This window comes from Salinibacter altiplanensis (assembly GCF_002894645.1).
Lineage (GTDB): Bacteria > Bacteroidota > Rhodothermia > Rhodothermales > Salinibacteraceae > Salinibacter > Salinibacter altiplanensis.
Genome location: NZ_NCQY01000030.1, coordinates 655943 through 671534, shown reverse-complemented (window position 1 = coordinate 671534; position 15592 = coordinate 655943). Strand labels below are relative to the sequence as shown.

Here is a 15592-nt window from a genome sequence, read left to right as displayed (position 1 = left end):
GTCTCCCCCCGTTGCGGCGCATCGATTACGGATCACTCGTTCGTTCCGATGCGAGCAAACCCCGTGTAGGGGTGTAGCACCTCCGGCAGTTCGATGGTGCCGTCGGGCCGCTGGTTGTTTTCGAGGAGGGCCGCCACGACGCGGGGGAAGGCGAGGCCGCTTCCGTTGAGGGTGTGAACGAGTTCGGGGCTGGCTTCCGGCTCCGGGCGGTAGCGGATTTGCATGCGACGGGCCTGGAACGCCTCGAAGTTGGAGACGGAGGACACCTCCAGCCAGCGTTCCTGTGCTGCGCTCCACACCTCCAGGTCGTACACCTTTGCCTGCGTAAAGCCCATGTCCCCGGTGCACATGAGGAGGCGGCGGTAGGGAAGGTCGAGGGCGTCGAGGGCGCTTTCTGCGTCCTCCAGGAGTGCGTCGAGCGCGCGGTAGCTCGCGTCGGGGTGGACAATCCGCACGAGCTCGACCTTGTCGAATTGGTGCAGGCGGTTGAGGCCGCGCACGTCCGAGCCGTAGCTGCCCGCCTCGCGCCGCCAGCAGGGAGAATAGGTGCAGTACTGTTGGGGCAGGTCGTCCGCCGCGAAGATCTCGTCCCGGTGGAAGTTGGTGACGGGCACCTCGGCGGTGGGAATGGGGTAAAAGTCATCGCCCGGAACCTCGTACATCAGGTCGTCCTTGTCCGGGAGCTGGCCGGTGCCCTCCGCGCTGTCCGGATTTACAAAGAGGGGGGGCTGCATTTCCGTATAGCCGCGCTCCCGGGCACGGTCCAGAAAAAAGTTGAGGAGTGCTCGTTGAAGCCGGGCCCCCTTTCCCAGGTAAAAGGGGAAGCCGCTCCCCGTGACCTTTGCGCCCCGCTCAAGGTCCGCAAGATTGTGCCGGGCAATCAGGTCCCAGTGCGGCGCCGGGTCGAAGTCGAATGTGGGGGGCTCGCCGACCGTCTCTTCGACCTCGTTGTCGTCCTCGTCCGCCCCGACCGGGACGCTCGGGTGCGGAATGTTCGGAAGTTGTAGCACGAGCTTCTCCTGCCGATCCTCGACCGTCTGGGCCTCGTCCTTGAGGCGTTTGATCTCCGCCTTCATCCGGCCGGTCTTTTCGATGATCGCCTCGGCCTCCTCGTCTTTGCCCTCCCGCTTCAGCGTGCCGATCTGTTGGGAAAGCTCGTTCTGGCGGGCCTGCAGGTCCTGCAGCTCCGTGATGGTCGACCGGCGCGTCTCGTCGATCTCAAGGAGGGTGTCCACGAGGTCGGGGGAGCCGATGCCTTTGGCCCGGAGGGCTTCTTTGACGCGGCGGGGGGTGTTGCGAACGGTGTCGAGGTTGAGCATAAGACGGAGGTTAGGGTGGAACAGACGGAGGGGGGAAACGAAGGCTACGAAGGAGAGAAGCCCTGCAGGGCTTGCTGGACGGCCTGGAGGCCGTCATCGAGCGGGCGCGGGGCATAGTCGAGTTCGTCCCGGGCCTTGTCGACGACGAACCCGGTGCGCAGCGGGCGCTCCACGGCGTCCTCAAAGAAGTCGCTCGACACAGGCTCGATGAGAGAGGCGTCGAGCCCAAACTCCGTCGCCACGGCGCAGGCAAGCTCGTAGATCGAGACCATGTCGGCCCCGGACACGTGGTAGAGGCCGGTCGCCTCTCGGTGAAGCAGCTGCTCGATGCCGTCGGCCAGGTCGTCGACGTGCGTGGGGGTGCGATGTTGGTCGTTGACAATGTGGAGGGATTCGCCCTGGGACAACTGGTCGGCAACCCAGAGGACGATGTTCGAGTGGCGTAGGTCCCGGCCCGTGCCGTAGAGCAGGACGGTGCGCACGATGGCCCAGTTGGCACGCCCAGCCTCCCGCACGGCGTTCTCGCCCGCCAACTTGGTGCGCCCGTAGTAGTTGACGGGGTCGGGGCGGGCGCCTTCGTCGTAGGGGCCCCGCTTGCCGTTGAAGACGAAGTCGGTGGACACCTGTACGAGGCGGGCCCCGGTGGTGCGGCAGTGCTTCGCCAGCGTTTTGACGGCGCGGGCATTGACGGCCCAGGCCTCGCTGCGCTGCTCGTCGCACTCGGCCACGTCGGACATCGCGGCGCAGTTTACGACCACGTTGGGGGTAAAGTCCTCGAAGATTTGGGCCACATCGTCCGGCTGAGTCACGTCGAGGGGAGCGTAGCCACACGAGGCATCTTCGAACCGAGGGGCGTCGTCCCGGGCGGTCGCCAGCACGTCGTACTCGCGGTTTTGGCTGAGGCGACGGACCAGGGCCTGCCCGAGGAGCCCGTTGGCGCCGGTGATGAGGACGCGGTTAAACAGCATGAGGAAGCAGCTGAGGGAGGCCCGTAGTGCTAGGGAAACCGGAGGTAGTAGCGGAGGCCGACGTTGCCGTCCACGCTCACGTGGGTGCTTGGCAAGAACCGGAGGGTGGGCGTCACATGCAAGAAGACCTCGAAGCGTTCGGCGTAAAAATTGAGTCCAACCTCGCCACTCAGGCCAAGACGGAGACGGGGGGATTGGGCAAGTCGCGACGGGCCGACCAGCAGGCCGGGCCCGACAAAGAGGTGAAGAGGAGAGTTCGGGACGGGACGTTCCCAGAGTCGGTGGAGGCGGCCGACGATGAAGTCTTCGCCGTCGGTGCTGATGATCCCGTCGTACGCAGTGGGAAACGAGCGGTACCACTTAAGAGCGAGTCCACCAGGTCGCCCGACCTGGAACCCAGTGCCGAGGGCCCCGGGTTGTCGCTGGGCCACCGACGGAGTGGGCCCGCCGATGGTGGCAATCAGTAGGACCAAGAACCCCATGAAGGCGAGCGCCCGGCCCAGACGACGCCCCTGTGCAGGTCGGCTCCGTTCACGCAGTAGCATCCGTTTGTAGTGCCGTCAGCATGTCTTCCTTGAGGCTCGCCGCGTCCGCAAGCCCCTTGCGCCCCGCGAGCACGAGGCGAATGTCGCGACGCTTAGCAGCGGACTCGTAGCGTTTCTGTTCCTGCTCCGTTTCCGGAGTTACATCCGGGATCGGCACAGGGCCGCCGTCTTCGTCCAGGGCCACGTACGTATAGAAGGCGCGGTTGCACGTTCGGTGCGTTTCTTCGAGCGGATTTTCGGCCCACACGTTGAGCTCCACCTCCATCGACGTCCGAAAAGCCCGGTTGACATGACTCTCAATAACGACCACTTCTCCCTCCCGGATGGCCGACTGGAACTCGACGTTGTCCACGGCGGCGGTCACACACACGCGATTGCTATGCCGCTGGGCAGAAATGGCCGCACACTTGTCCATCAGGTGCAGCAGTCGCCCCCCCATCATGTTGCCGAGGCCGTTCGTGTCGTTGGGGAGGACGATCTCGGTCATCTTGCATTCGGAGGCCGAGACCGGTCTGGACGGTCGAGAAGAGCTCATGTCCGATCGTGGGAAAACTTGGAGGGAGAACACGTGCCCCGCCGTAGACGCTAGGTCTTCTGCTTTTTCTTTTTGGCGGCGGGGAAGAGAATGTTATTCAGGATGAGACGGTAGCCCGGCGACTGAGAATGCAGCGAAAGATCCGTGGGCGGGTCCCCCACGAAGTGCTGGTAGTCTTCCGGGTCGTGGCCGCTGTAGAAGGTAAAGGTGCCCTGCCCGTGGGCTCCGTGAATATACCGTACCTGCGGGCGATCCGGGGCCTCCGCGAGCACCACCACGTCCTCTTTCAGCGCATCTTTGTCGAACGCGGTGGTCTGGCCGACGAACCCCCGAACGGTCGCTACGTGATTTTGGGTCAGCATGCTGGGGACCGGGTCCCACTTGGCGCTGAACTCAAACAGGGTGAAGTAGTCCAGGGAGGGATCCCGCATCTCCGGAGCGGGCGGCCCCACGTCGATGTTGGAGTGCTCGTACTCCTGGGCGTTGAGGTTGGGGGTAAAGTTGCGGAAGGCGAGCGTGTTGGCGAAGTCGAGCTGCTCCAAAGCGTTCGGGTCCACAGGGTCTCCGTCGTACTCCTCGGGCACGATGTCGGTTTGGTGGGCGGCGAGGGCGATGTCGAACGTTTCGGTGCCGGAGCACATCGAAAACAGAAAGCCGCCCTGTGAGACGTACTGCTTGAGGCGCTCGGTCACGGCCAGTTTCAGCTGGCTCACCTTGCGGAACCCAAACTCCTTGGCCGCCGCTTCGGCCTTGTTTTGTTTCTGGATGTACCAGGGCTCGTTTCGGTAGCGGATGAACTTGCCAAACTGTCCGGTGAAATCTTCGTGGTGGAGATGCAACCAGTCGTAGGAGGCAAGGTCGCCGTCGAGCACCTCTTCGTCGTAGATCACGTCGTGGGGAACCTCCGCGTACTCCAATGCCAGGCGCACGGCATCGTCCCATGGCACGGCTCCCTCTGGCGCGTAGACGGCGATCTCGGGGGCCTTCTGGAGGGGCACGACGGACTTGTTGCTGCCGTCGGCCTCCACCTCCGCGATGATCGTCGACGCCCGCCCGGCACTGATGGACGCGAAGCTCACGCCGCGAACCTGCAGTTCTTCTCGGACGGTCTGGCTGGCCTCGGTGAGGAAGCCCCCCCCGCGGTAATTGAGGAGCCAGTCGACGGTCTGCCCCCGTTGAAGCGCCGCGTAGACGGCGCCGTAGGCCTTCAGGTGGTTTGCTTGCTCCTCGTCCATGGGGATGAAAAGGTCCTCGGCCAGGGGCTTCGGGGTGCCGACGGTCGAGGCCGCGAGGAGGGTGCCGGCCTGCTTCAAGAAGGTGCGGCGAGAAGAGGCCTCAAGAGTCATGGGACACCGTCGTGGAGTGAAGGGAACGAAAGAGGCGGTCATGGGCGGCCGGCGCGGCCACTCATCCCTCCGGTCGTTTCAGTGCTCAGTGCGCGAAGGCGCCCCCGCGCATCGCCGGCGAGGAGGGACGTGGGGTATTCCGTGAGAAGTCGCCGATAGGCCTCTGTGGCCGCCGCGGAGCGCCCGCTGGCTTCGAGGAGCGCCGCGGCCCGGAAGAGGCTGCGGTCGGCGTAGGGACTGCGTGGGTGCCGCTCCGCCAGGGCCCGGAACGCCGTGAGCGCCGCCGCGGTGTCGCCGCGGGCACGGTGAATGTCGCCCCGCCGGAACCGGGCATCGTCGGCGAGGGGGTGCCGCGAGTGCCGCTGCAGGAGCGTATCGAGCGCGGCCAGGGCCGGGCCGTGGGCGTGCTGTCGCTGAGAGAGCCGAGCCCGGACGAAGGTGCGAAGGGCTGTGTCCGACGAGTCGGGGCCGCGAGCCTCCTGCAGAAGGGCCTTTAGCTCGATGGCGTCGTTGGCCACGTCTGCCGATGGGTCTTCGCTGATGGACGTGGCGCGGGCCATCGCGGCGTCGAACTCAGCCCGGTAGAGGTGAAGACGTGCCAGCTCGTACTGGGCCTGGTCGGCGAGGTCGCTTGACTGCGCGCTGGCCGCCAGGCGAGAGAAGAGAAGGCGGGCCCGGTCGAGGGAGTCCCGGAGCACCGCAATGCGGCCCAGCTGGTACCGCCCCTCGTCGGCCGCCGTGGTTTCGCCATGGTTTGACACGAGCCGTTCGAGGGGGGGCTGGGCGTCCTCCAGGGCGCGGTAGGCGTCGATCTGAAGCGTCCCAAGCCGGAGGAGGGCCTCTGGGTAGCCCGAGTGGCCCTGGTTCTCTTGAAGGAATGTGTCGTAGGCCGCCCGGGCCTTGGCGTACCGGGCAGAGTCTTGCGCGGCCGTGGTCGAGTCGGCGCCCCGGCGGGCCCACCGTCGGTACAGGTCGCCGAGGAGCTTCTGCGCCTCCGGGGCGACGCCCGACTCAGGGTGCCGCTCCTGGATGGCCTCGCAGGCCCGTGTGGCCGCGTCGTAGCGCTGTGCGTCGGCGGCCCGGCGGGCAAACTGAAGGAGGATTTGCCCCTGTCGGTCTCCGAGTCGGTCGAGGGCCCGATATTCGTCGAACGCAGCGGCGTAGTCGTTCCGTTCCGTATGGAGCCACGCCAGGAGTTTGCGGTAGACCTCATTCAAGGGGTTCTCCTGAACTGTGCGCTGGAGCACCCGACTGCTGGCCTCGAGGCCCTGCCCCTGCTCCACAAACGTCTGGAGACGGCTTTGGACGTAGCCGAGCCGGTTGGGGGCCTCGCCGAGGAACGCAACATACTCCTGCGTGGCCGCTTCAAACTGGCCGTTCAGGCCGTACAGATGGGCGAGTTCGGTCCGGAACGCGTCGGGGCGGCCGAGGGCAGTGCGGCCCTCTCTGAGGACCGCGATGGCCTTGCGGAAGTGGCGAAGCTCGGCCAGGGTGTTGTAGACGGTCCGGTACGTCTGGGTCTCCTCTGGGGCCAGGGCGACCGCCCGATCCCACGTGTCGTTGGCCGCCTCCACCTTGTCCTTCTGGGACAACAGACGGGCCTTCTCGGTGAGAAGAGGAACGGTGGGGGTGGAGCCGATGCGCTGGTCTACCAGGCGGAGGGCATCGTCGTAGCGCTTAATGCTCTCGTAGGCCTCCTTCAGTTTACGGTAGAACGCTGTGTTCTCGGGGGCGTTGTCGTAGAGGCGCTCGAGCAGGGGAAGGGCGCGTTCCGGCTGGTCGGCACGGAGGAACCCGTTGGCCCGCTGGAATTTCTTCAATTGAGTGCTGTCGGACTGCTGAGCGTGGGCGGGACTCGCGGCAACCCCGAGCAGGAGCCCGAGTCCGAGAATGACTGCCACGAGGTCGGTACCTCCAGTGGAACCAGACCGCGAGCGAAAAAGCTGTGTCACGTCGAAGGTTGGGGCAGCGTGTGGGGCGCGAATCCCCGGATTGGGGGCAAAGCAATGCGGCCGGCAATGAATAGTACCCTACGGCACGTCCAAGACGGACGTTTCCCCGCTCGAAACGGTCAGACGGAGCGGCGACCGGCGGGACGACGGGCTCGCTCTTCACCATTCAGTGTGTCACAGTATCTATGGATCCGCTCTTGCAGAACGGCACGTCGGACCCCGAGCCGCGACGACTCGCCCTGCTCGGGGCGACCGGGTCGGTGGGCACCCAGACGCTCGAGGTTGTGCGGCTCTTCCCGGACCGGTTCGATGTCCGGGTGCTCACCTGCCATCAGAACGTGGAGCGCCTCGCCGATCAGGTTCAGGAGTTTCGTCCCGCGTGCGTGGTCGTCGGCTCCGTCGAGCGGGCTGACGCATTTGAGCGAATGCTGCCGGCAGATGCGCCGGACGTTCGGGTCCTGGTCGGACCGGAGGGGCTCTGCGAGGCCGCCACACGGTCGGACGTGGACGTGGTGCTGGGGGCGGTGGTTGGCTTTGCGGGGCTCCGGCCCGTCCTCAGGGCGGTTGAGGCCGGGAAGCAGGTCGCCCTGGCCAACAAGGAAACGCTCGTCGTGGGGGGCGCGCTGGTGGCCCAGGCACTGGAGGCAGGAGACGGGCGGCTGCTTCCCGTCGACAGCGAGCACTCGGCAATCTTTCAGTGCCTGGCGGGCGAGTCCGAGCGGTCGGTCGAGGACCTCGTCCTGACTGCTTCCGGCGGGCCGTTCTGGGACCGTCCGGCCGAGACCTTCGGCGAGATTACAGTTGAGGAGGCCCTCGACCACCCGAACTGGTCGATGGGGGCGAAAATTACGATCGACTCCGCCACCATGATGAACAAGGGGCTGGAGGTGATCGAGGCGAAGTGGCTGTTTGACGTGCCGGTCGACCGCATCCAGGTGCTCGTTCACCCACAGTCCATCGTGCACTCGATGGTGTCGTTCGCCGACGGAGCGGTCAAGGCTCAGCTTGGCGTGCCCGACATGAAGGTGCCGATTCAATACGCGCTGAGCTACCCGGCGCGCTGGCCTGCCCCCCACGAACGACTGGATTGGGATGAACTGTCCCGCCTCGATTTTGAGCGCCCGGACCTAGACAAGTTTCCGTGCCTGCAGCTCGCCTACGACGCGCTCGAGGCGGGCGGCACGGCCCCGGCCATCCTGAACGCCGCCAACGAGGCAGCCGTGGGCTGTTTTCTGGACGAGCAAATGGGCTTTCGCGACATTCCCCGTGCCGTCGAGCGCGTCCTCGAACGGCTCCCGGTGCAGGCCGATCCCACCCTGGAGGATCTAGTGGCGGCCGATACGGAGGCTCGCCGACGGGTCGAGGAACTCCCCTTGCCAGCATCAAATTGAACGTCGAGGTGATTTTGTCGCTGTTTTTCCACTGAAGCGATGTTGGCCTCCCGGTCCTCTCTGGTGTCTGTATGGAGCTTGTAATTAGCGTTCTCACGTCTACTCTTTGGGTCCTCCTGGCGCTCACCATTCTGGTGTTCGTCCATGAGTTGGGCCACTTCTTGACGGCCAAGTACTTCGACATGCGGGTCGAGCGTTTCTCGATCGGGTTTCCCCCGACGCTGTTCGGGCGGACGTACGGAGACACCGAATACGCGGTGGGGGCAACGCCGCTGGGCGGGTACGTCAAGATCAGTGGCATGATTGACGAAAGCCTCGACACGGACGACATGGAGACCGATCCCGAGTCGTGGGAGTTTCGGGGAAAGCCCGTCTGGCAACGCATCATCGTCATCAGTGCCGGGGTGACCTTCAATGCCTTCCTGGCCATTTTGATCTTCGGGGGGCTGAGCTGGAGCGAAGGAGACACCTACATTCCCGCGGAGAATGTAGAACAGGTCTACGTGGAGGAGGGCTCGGTTGCTCACGACCTGGGGCTGCGAACGGGTGACCGCATCGTACAGGTGAACGGCAAGGACTTCGAGCGCTTCAGGCAGGTGGAACCGTCGTCGCTCATCGCCGCGGATACGTTGACAATAACCGTCGCGCGGGATGGGGCGCAGCAAACCCTAACCGGCCCGCCCGACTTTATTTCGCGGCTGAGCCGCGCCCGCAGCAACGAGCAGGGCTTCGGGCTCGGGTTTCAGCCCCCGCTCATCGGGGCGGTGGAGGCAGAGAGCCCGGCCGACTCGGCGGGGCTGCAGACAGGAGACCGCATCTACGCGATTCAGGGCGACACCGTGCGGTTCTGGCGAGAGATGAGCGCACGGCTGCAGGGAGCCAAGGGCGCGCGGGGGACGATGCGTTGGTTCCGCCCAGACTCACTCATTGGGGCATCCGACCGATCGCGGTCGTCCCGCATCGTCCGCCGGACCGATGCGGGCATCGTGCTTGCCGATTCGGTCGCCGCCCGGTACGACGCAGATCGGGACCGGTACCTGCTCGGCGTTCGGAGCCCTGAGGCGAGCCCGGTAACGCGACAGGCGCTTTTCGATGAGTTTGGGATTCAGACCGTGACGTACGGTCCCCTCGCGGCGCTGAAGGCGGGGGTCGTGGACACCTGGACCTACAGCCGAACCATTGTCGTTACCCTAAAGCGGATTGTCGAGGGCCGAGACAGCCTGACCGACAGCCTCGGCGGGCCGGTCATGATCGCCGATGTGACCAGCGAAGCGGCGGCTGCCGGCGCGGTTGCGTACTGGCGGCTCATCGCGGCGCTGTCCATCACGCTGGCCATCATGAACATCCTTCCCATTCCGGCCCTCGATGGTGGACAACTGCTGTTTTTGCTCTATGAGGCGGTCACCCGACGACGGCCGTCCGTGCGGGTCCGGCTCGTGGCACAACAGGTGGGCATGATTCTGCTGATCGGATTCATGGCGTTCCTCATCTTTAACGACATCCTGCGGCTGTAGGCTGCCGCCCACAGGGAGGCTCGCGGTCGTGCCCCCACGCGACCGGTTGACACAAAATGCGCAGAGGAGACCGTTGACCTTCGAGAGGGCGCCTCGTAGGTTTCTACCCTGTTGCACTTCCTGAAGCTGGGGAGAAACGCCCCATCGTGCGTACATTCGGACGGAGCGACGCAGTCCCATGGCATCGTCTCGGCATCCCTCAGCGAACGGATCGGCCTCGTGCGAGGCCGCTGAGCTCAGCGACGACCAGCGGCAGCAGGCCCTTCGGAACCGTGGCGAACTTCCGAGCCACATCGCCTGCATCATGGACGGGAACGGCCGATGGGCCCAGGCGCGGGGCGAGGCCCGGGTCGTAGGGCACCATGAGGGCGTGGCGTCCGTGCGAGACGTGACGGAGGCCTGTGCAGAGCTCGGGGTCGACTACCTCACCCTCTACACGTTCAGCACGGAGAACTGGGAGCGGCCCGACGCTGAGATCAATGCGCTGATGGAGCTTCTGGTACAGACGGTGAAGGACGAACGGGCCACACTGATGGAGAACGGGGTGCGGCTCCAAGTCATCGGCGACGTGTCCGAGCTCCCCGCGTCTTGTCAAGACGCCCTCCGCCAGACCAGGTGCGAGACGGCCGAGAACGACCGCATGACGCTCACCCTTGCTCTTTCCTACAGTGGGCGCTGGGAAATTTTGCGGGCCGCCCGCGACCTTGCCGCGAAGGTGGCGGACGGAGAGTGTGCTCCGGACGACATCGATGCGGCACTGTTCGAAGAGCACCTCGACACATCGGGCATGCCAGACCCTGATCTCCTGGTCCGCACGGGGGGAGAGTTCCGGCTCTCCAACTTCCTACTATGGCAGAGCGCCTACACGGAATTCTACATCACCGACGCGTTCTGGCCGGCGTTTCGACGGGCCCAGTTGTACGAGGCGGTTCGTAGCTATCAGGACCGGGACCGCCGGTTTGGCCGCATCGAGCATCCCTCCGACGAAGATGCCCCCCACACCACGTAGCGGAACGCTGCGGCCTGAATGAAGGCCCTCGGGCCGGGGAGAATAATTCCTGGGGAAGGTGCGTTTAAAGAATTCCGCACGACCATTGTCCTGAAACCGCCTGCGCGAAGCCCCGTTTTGCCAAGCTGGTTGCCATACAACGTCGTCTTCAAACGAGCGTCTTCTCAGTATGCGCCTACGGCTGTTCACTTTTGTTCTCGCTGTGCTCTTTGCTGGCGCGCCTCTCGCAGGAGAAGCCCAGACGACGAGTCCTGCGCCGGGATCGGGCAGTGCGGCCGCGCCGCGCTCCACGTACGTTATCGAAGACATTCAGGTGCGTGGAATTGACGATGCGCAGACGCGCCAGTTTGTCATCCAGTCAAGCGGCTTGGCAACGGGGCAAGAGGTGACGCTCCCGTCCGGCCGAGCCATCGGCCAGGCCATTCGGTCCATCTACGACCTTCGTCAGTTCTCGGACGTCGCCATTCACCAGGCCGACCGGTCCGGCGGCAACGTGACGCTCGTCATCGACGTGACCCCCGAGCCCACCCTTACGGCCTACGAACTGCAGGGCATCGACGGGGGGGATCGCGAAGACCTAAAAAAGAAAATTCCCCTCTTAAGAGGAGGTCCCGTTCGCCCCTCCGACGTGGAGCGAACCAAGCAGATCATCAAAAACTTTTACCAGGACGAAGGCCACCTCCGAACGGAGGTAGACGTGCAGCGGACGAGCCCCCGGGACAATCGTGTCCGGCTTGCCTTCAACGTCGACCGGAAGGACGAGATTGAGGTTGACCGCATCCGGTTCCGCGGCAATGAGCGGTTTGACGACGGGGATCTGCGGGGAGTGATGGAAGAGACCCGGGAGAACCGCTGGTGGCGCATCTGGACGGGAGAGCAGTTTAAGCGGGACGCCTACGAGGATGATCTTGATCTTGTCATCGACCTCTACCGCGAGCACGGCTACTACGACGCCCAGATCGTTCGGGACTCGGTATACTACATGGGGGATGGGGGGCTCGGAATTGACGTTGAGGTGCGGGAGGGCGACCAGTATTACGTCAGCGATGTCTCGTGGGAGGGCAACAGCGTCTACCCGGACCGCGTCTTGTCCGAGCAGCTGGGGCTTGCGGAGGGGCAGGTGTACAACGGCAAGGCCCTCGACGAGAACCTGTACGGCAGCGGGCGGGAGAGCGGTGTGCTGGGCCTCTACATGGACCGCGGCTACATGCGAGCGGACGTGCAGCCGACAGTGCGGGTCGTGGGGGAAGACTCGCTCGACATCACGATGGACGTGCGGGAAGGGGAGGTCTACAACTTTGGCGATATCAACATCGCCGGCAACACGAAGACCAAAGACTACGTCATTCGTCGGGAGCTGTACACAGTGCCCGGCGACCGCTTCAGTCGGAGTGCGATCCAAGAGTCGATTCGTCGGCTCAACCAGTTGGACTACTTTAGCCAAGAATCCCTGTCCGGGGGGCCCGACATCAGTGTTGACCAGCAGGACAAGGAGGCGGATGTGAGCTACAGCGTCGAGGAGGTGGGGAGCGACCAGCTACAGCTTTCCGGGACGTTTGGACAGTTTGGGCTTGTTCTCCAGCTCGGGTTCCAGTTCAATAATTTCTCGGCCCAGAACCTGTTCAAGGGAGATGCTTGGCGCCCACTCCCGTCCGGCGATGGACAGAAACTGAGCGTGAACGTTCGGACCAACGGCACCTTCTTCCAGAACTACTCGCTCTCCTTTACGGAGCCCTGGTTCGGGGGAAGCCCGACGCCCGTTGGGGGATCGGTGTCGTACTCGAAATACACCCGCTCGGTCTTTGGGGGCCGCAGTACGTCCCGTGGCATTCGCGATGGGCGGTTCCAGAACATCTCGGCCAATCTCTTTGTCCGGCAGCGCCTGAACTGGCCCGACGACAAATTCATGGTGGGGTCCCGCGTGGGCTTTCAGCTCTATGACAACCGGGGGCGTGATGCGAGCACAGGGGCGCGGCGCCCGCTCTTCGGCAGTGTGCCCTTCGGGACCAACCAGTCCATCACGTTTCGGCAGTCGCTGAGCCGCAACTCGGTTGACAATCCCACCTTCCCCCGCACGGGATCGGAGGTCTCGCTCTCGGTAGAGGTGGCCCCACCGGTCGGCGACCTGGTGCAGTATCACAAGTGGCGTCTTGACACCAGTTGGAATGTTCCAGTTGGGGACAACTTTTCGTTCGGGGTGGGAACCAACTTCGGGTACATCGGCTCCATCACCGGCGATCCGGTTCGGTTCGAGACGTTTGAGGTCGGAGGAACGCCGTTTGACTACCAGGGGGGGACGTTCGGGACGGACCCGGTCTTCATGCGTGGGTATCCCCGTGGGGTGATCGGCCCGCTCAACCGTGTTCGGGGGGGGAACCTGCAGCCACAAGGGGGACAGGTGATGAACAAGTACACCTCCGAGTTTCGGTGGAAGGCGGTCGAGTCGCAGCAGCTGCAGGCCCGTCCGTATGTGTTTCTCGACGCGGCCAACGCGTGGAGCAGTCTGAACGCGTACACCCCCGACGACCTGTTTCGGTCGGGCGGAGTTGGGGTGAAACTGTTTCTTCCCATCGTCGGCATGATTGAGTTTAACTACGGGTACAATTTCGACTCGCATCGTTCGCTTGACACGGGCGGGGTGGAGGAGCCGGGCTGGTCCTTCCAGTTCTCGCTGGGACAGGGCTTTGGTGGGGGCGGTGGAGGCGGCCGATAAAAATGAAGGTACGTGTTGGCGCACCGAGTCATCGACCCCGCTGTCATGAAGAATCAGCACCCCGGCCGAAGAGGGCACATCCGGGCGGCGACCGGTTTCGTGCAACGTTTGGTTCGGGGGGCTCTGGTGGCCATTGTGCTGTGTGGGATTTGGGGAGAGAAGGCCCATGCACAGCAAAAAATTGGCTACATTGACTCGCAGATCATTCTAGAGGAGCTGCCGGAGTACGCCACCGTCCAGCAAAAGCTCGACCAGTTGGAGCAGGAGTGGCGCACGGAGATTCAAAACCAGGAGGAGACGGTGCAGGCCCTGCGGGACGAGTACCGGGCGAGGGAGCTTTTGTATACCGACCAAGAACGCCGAAAAAAGCGCGCAGAGATCCAGAAGGCCCAGGAGAAAGTAGACCAACTGCGGCAGAGATATTTCGGGCCGGACGGGCAGCTCTACGCCCGTCAGCAAGAGCTTATGCGCCCCATTCAGAAGCGTATTCTTGACGCCACAGAGGAGATCGCCACGGAGGAGGGGTACGACTACGTCTTCGACAAGAGTGAGAAGGTGCTTTTCATGTACGCCCGGGAGGAGCACAACCTCAACAGTCGAGTGCTTCGGGCACTTGGGATCAATCCCGGGCAACGGGCGGACGGGCAATAACAAAACGTTGCTCGTCCGCACCAACACACTGTACTCATCAGGAAATTAGCTTTCGGAACAGGTCCTATGGCCATGTCAAATCGAGTTACCCGGTCCCTTTCCCTTCTTTTCCTCCTCGCGGCGATGGTCGCGATGCCGGCACAGGCCCAAGAAATTGGGTACGTCGACCAGCAGGCCGTCCTAACGAGCATGCCGGAGATGCAGAAGGTGCAGCAGAAGGTGCAGCAGAAAATGAAGCAACAGCAGCGTGAGCTGCAGCAGCAGCGCCAGCAGTTTCAGAAGCAAGTCAAGCAGTTCCAGCAGCAGCAGTCGCTGCTCGACGACTCCGCGCGGGCCGAGCGGGAACGCGAGCTGCAACAGCGCCAGCAGGAGCTTCAACGATCCGCCCAGCAGCGCCAGCAGCAGATGCGGAAACAGCGCCGTGAGATGATGCAGCCGCTCCTGGAGAAGCTCCAGGGGGCGATCGACAAGGTGGCGGCCCAGCAGGAGCTCGACATGGTACTGCGCCGCGAAATTCTTCTCTACGAGGACGAGACCAGCGAGCGGGTGGCCGACATCACACGTGACGTTGCGGGAGAGCTTGGCATTTCGCTCACGCAGTCGCCCGGCGAGCCGTCTCCGACCCTGGATCAGAACGCGCCGCCGGCTGGAGGGGGCGGGGGCGGGCAGTAGCCTCGGAGCCCGGGTTTCCAAAGGAACGTCCCTCTCTGCGAACGGGCCGGATCGGTGAAGTGCAACCGGTTTGGCCCCGGGAGGAGGCCGCCGACGCATTGTGCCGTCGGGGCGGACCGTCTCGTCCACTTGATCCTGCGACCTCATGGGTGCCGAAGCTTTTCCTGCGAACGTGCCGCGCGTGACGACCAAGACCGTTCAGGAGATGAAGGACGCCGGGGTGCCGATTGCCGTGCTAACGGCCTACGACTACACCTCGGCCCGACTCCTGGATCGGGCGGGCGTTGACGTGCTGCTCGTCGGCGACTCCGCCGCCAACGTGATGGCAGGGCATGAGACCACCCTCCCGATGACCCTCGACCAGATGATCTACCACGCACAATGCGTGGTGCGGGGCATTGACCGATCGCTCGTCGTCGTCGATCTTCCGTTTGGGGCCTACCAGGGCAAGCCGACGGAGGCACTCGACGCGGCCATCCGGGTGATGAAAGAGGCCGGGGCCCACGCGGTGAAGTTGGAGGGGGGCGCGCCGGTGACTGAGGCCGTGGAACAAATGGTGACGGCTGGCATCCCGGTGATGGGACACCTGGGCCTCACGCCGCAGAGCATCTACGACTACGGCACCTACCAGGTGCGGGCCCGCGACGAAGGCGAGGCCGATGAGCTTCGCGCCGACGCGAAGCGGCTTGAGGAGGCTGGGTGCTTTGCCCTCGTACTGGAAAAGATTCCCGCCGACCTGGCGGCGGAGGTTACGGCGTCTCTCTCCATCCCGACGATTGGGATTGGGGCAGGGGACCAAACGGACGGGCAGGTTCTCGTGTCCCACGACGCTCTCGGACTGTCAACCGACTTCGAGCCCCGATTTGTGCGTCGCTATGCCCGCCTCGACGAGGCCATCGTCGACGCGATTGGGGAATACGTGTCGGACGTCCGGGACCGGTCGTTTCCCGACGACGAGGAGAGTTACTGATGATCCC

Annotated in this window: 13 protein-coding genes; 7 read left to right on the top strand and 6 right to left on the bottom strand. The window is 64.2% G+C overall.

The window, feature by feature from the left end; genetic code table 11:
- Positions 1-32: 32 nt before the first annotated feature.
- The 6 genes from serS to B7R93_RS14925 are packed head-to-tail and all read right to left on the bottom strand — an operon-like array spanning position 33 to position 6614.
- Positions 33-1319, bottom strand: a complete 1287-nt coding sequence (serS, locus tag B7R93_RS14950) for a serine--tRNA ligase (protein ID WP_103021518.1) — start codon at positions 1317-1319, stop codon at positions 33-35.
- A gap of 44 nt (positions 1320-1363) precedes the next feature.
- A complete protein-coding gene (gene rfbD, locus B7R93_RS14945) occupies positions 1364-2287 on the bottom strand; it encodes a dTDP-4-dehydrorhamnose reductase (RefSeq protein WP_103021517.1) in 924 nt (307 codons plus the stop codon).
- A gap of 29 nt (positions 2288-2316) precedes the next feature.
- Complete coding sequence (locus B7R93_RS14940; RefSeq protein WP_232798493.1) at positions 2317-2832, bottom strand: RNA polymerase subunit sigma-54; 516 nt, start codon at positions 2830-2832, stop codon at positions 2317-2319.
- On the bottom strand, positions 2819-3367 hold the full coding sequence (locus B7R93_RS14935; RefSeq protein WP_103021515.1) for an acyl-CoA thioesterase: 549 nt from the start codon (positions 3365-3367) through the stop codon (positions 2819-2821). Before B7R93_RS14935 ends, B7R93_RS14940 begins: the two co-directional genes overlap by 14 nt.
- A gap of 50 nt (positions 3368-3417) precedes the next feature.
- The gene (locus B7R93_RS14930; RefSeq protein WP_232798489.1) at positions 3418-4713 is read right to left on the bottom strand and encodes an asparagine synthetase B; all 1296 of its coding nucleotides are present in this window, start codon (positions 4711-4713) and stop codon (positions 3418-3420) included.
- 38 nt (positions 4714-4751) lie between these two features.
- Positions 4752-6614: a tetratricopeptide repeat protein gene (locus B7R93_RS14925; protein ID WP_232798487.1), complete on the bottom strand. Its 1863-nt coding sequence runs from the start codon at positions 6612-6614 to the stop codon at positions 4752-4754.
- 236 nt (positions 6615-6850) lie between these two features.
- On the opposite strand from B7R93_RS14925, the gene B7R93_RS14920 reads away from it, so the two are divergent.
- From B7R93_RS14920 to panB, 7 genes are all read left to right on the top strand, one after another.
- Entirely contained in the window at positions 6851-8056 is a 1206-nt protein-coding gene (locus B7R93_RS14920) for a 1-deoxy-D-xylulose-5-phosphate reductoisomerase (RefSeq protein WP_103021513.1), read from the top strand.
- A gap of 71 nt (positions 8057-8127) precedes the next feature.
- Complete coding sequence (locus B7R93_RS14915; protein WP_103021512.1) at positions 8128-9570, top strand: site-2 protease family protein; 1443 nt, start codon at positions 8128-8130, stop codon at positions 9568-9570.
- Between the two features lie 178 nt (positions 9571-9748).
- Positions 9749-10579, top strand: a complete 831-nt coding sequence (locus B7R93_RS14910; protein WP_103021511.1) for an isoprenyl transferase — start codon at positions 9749-9751, stop codon at positions 10577-10579.
- A 169-nt stretch (positions 10580-10748) separates the two neighbouring features.
- Positions 10749-13292: an outer membrane protein assembly factor BamA gene (gene bamA / locus B7R93_RS14905; RefSeq protein ID WP_103021510.1), complete on the top strand. Its 2544-nt coding sequence runs from the start codon at positions 10749-10751 to the stop codon at positions 13290-13292.
- Between the two features lie 99 nt (positions 13293-13391).
- The gene (locus tag B7R93_RS14900) at positions 13392-13943 is read left to right on the top strand and encodes an OmpH/Skp family outer membrane protein (protein WP_232798485.1); all 552 of its coding nucleotides are present in this window, start codon (positions 13392-13394) and stop codon (positions 13941-13943) included.
- Positions 13944-14015: 72 nt separating this feature from the next.
- Positions 14016-14615 carry an OmpH family outer membrane protein gene (locus B7R93_RS14895; protein WP_157942329.1) on the top strand — a complete coding sequence of 200 codons (600 nt, stop codon included), beginning with the start codon at positions 14016-14018 and terminating at the stop codon, positions 14613-14615.
- Between the two features lie 145 nt (positions 14616-14760).
- Positions 14761-15585 (top strand): 3-methyl-2-oxobutanoate hydroxymethyltransferase, encoded by an 825-nt coding sequence (gene panB / locus B7R93_RS14890; RefSeq protein ID WP_103021507.1) that lies wholly within the window; start codon positions 14761-14763, stop codon positions 15583-15585.
- Positions 15586-15592 lie beyond the last annotated feature (7 nt).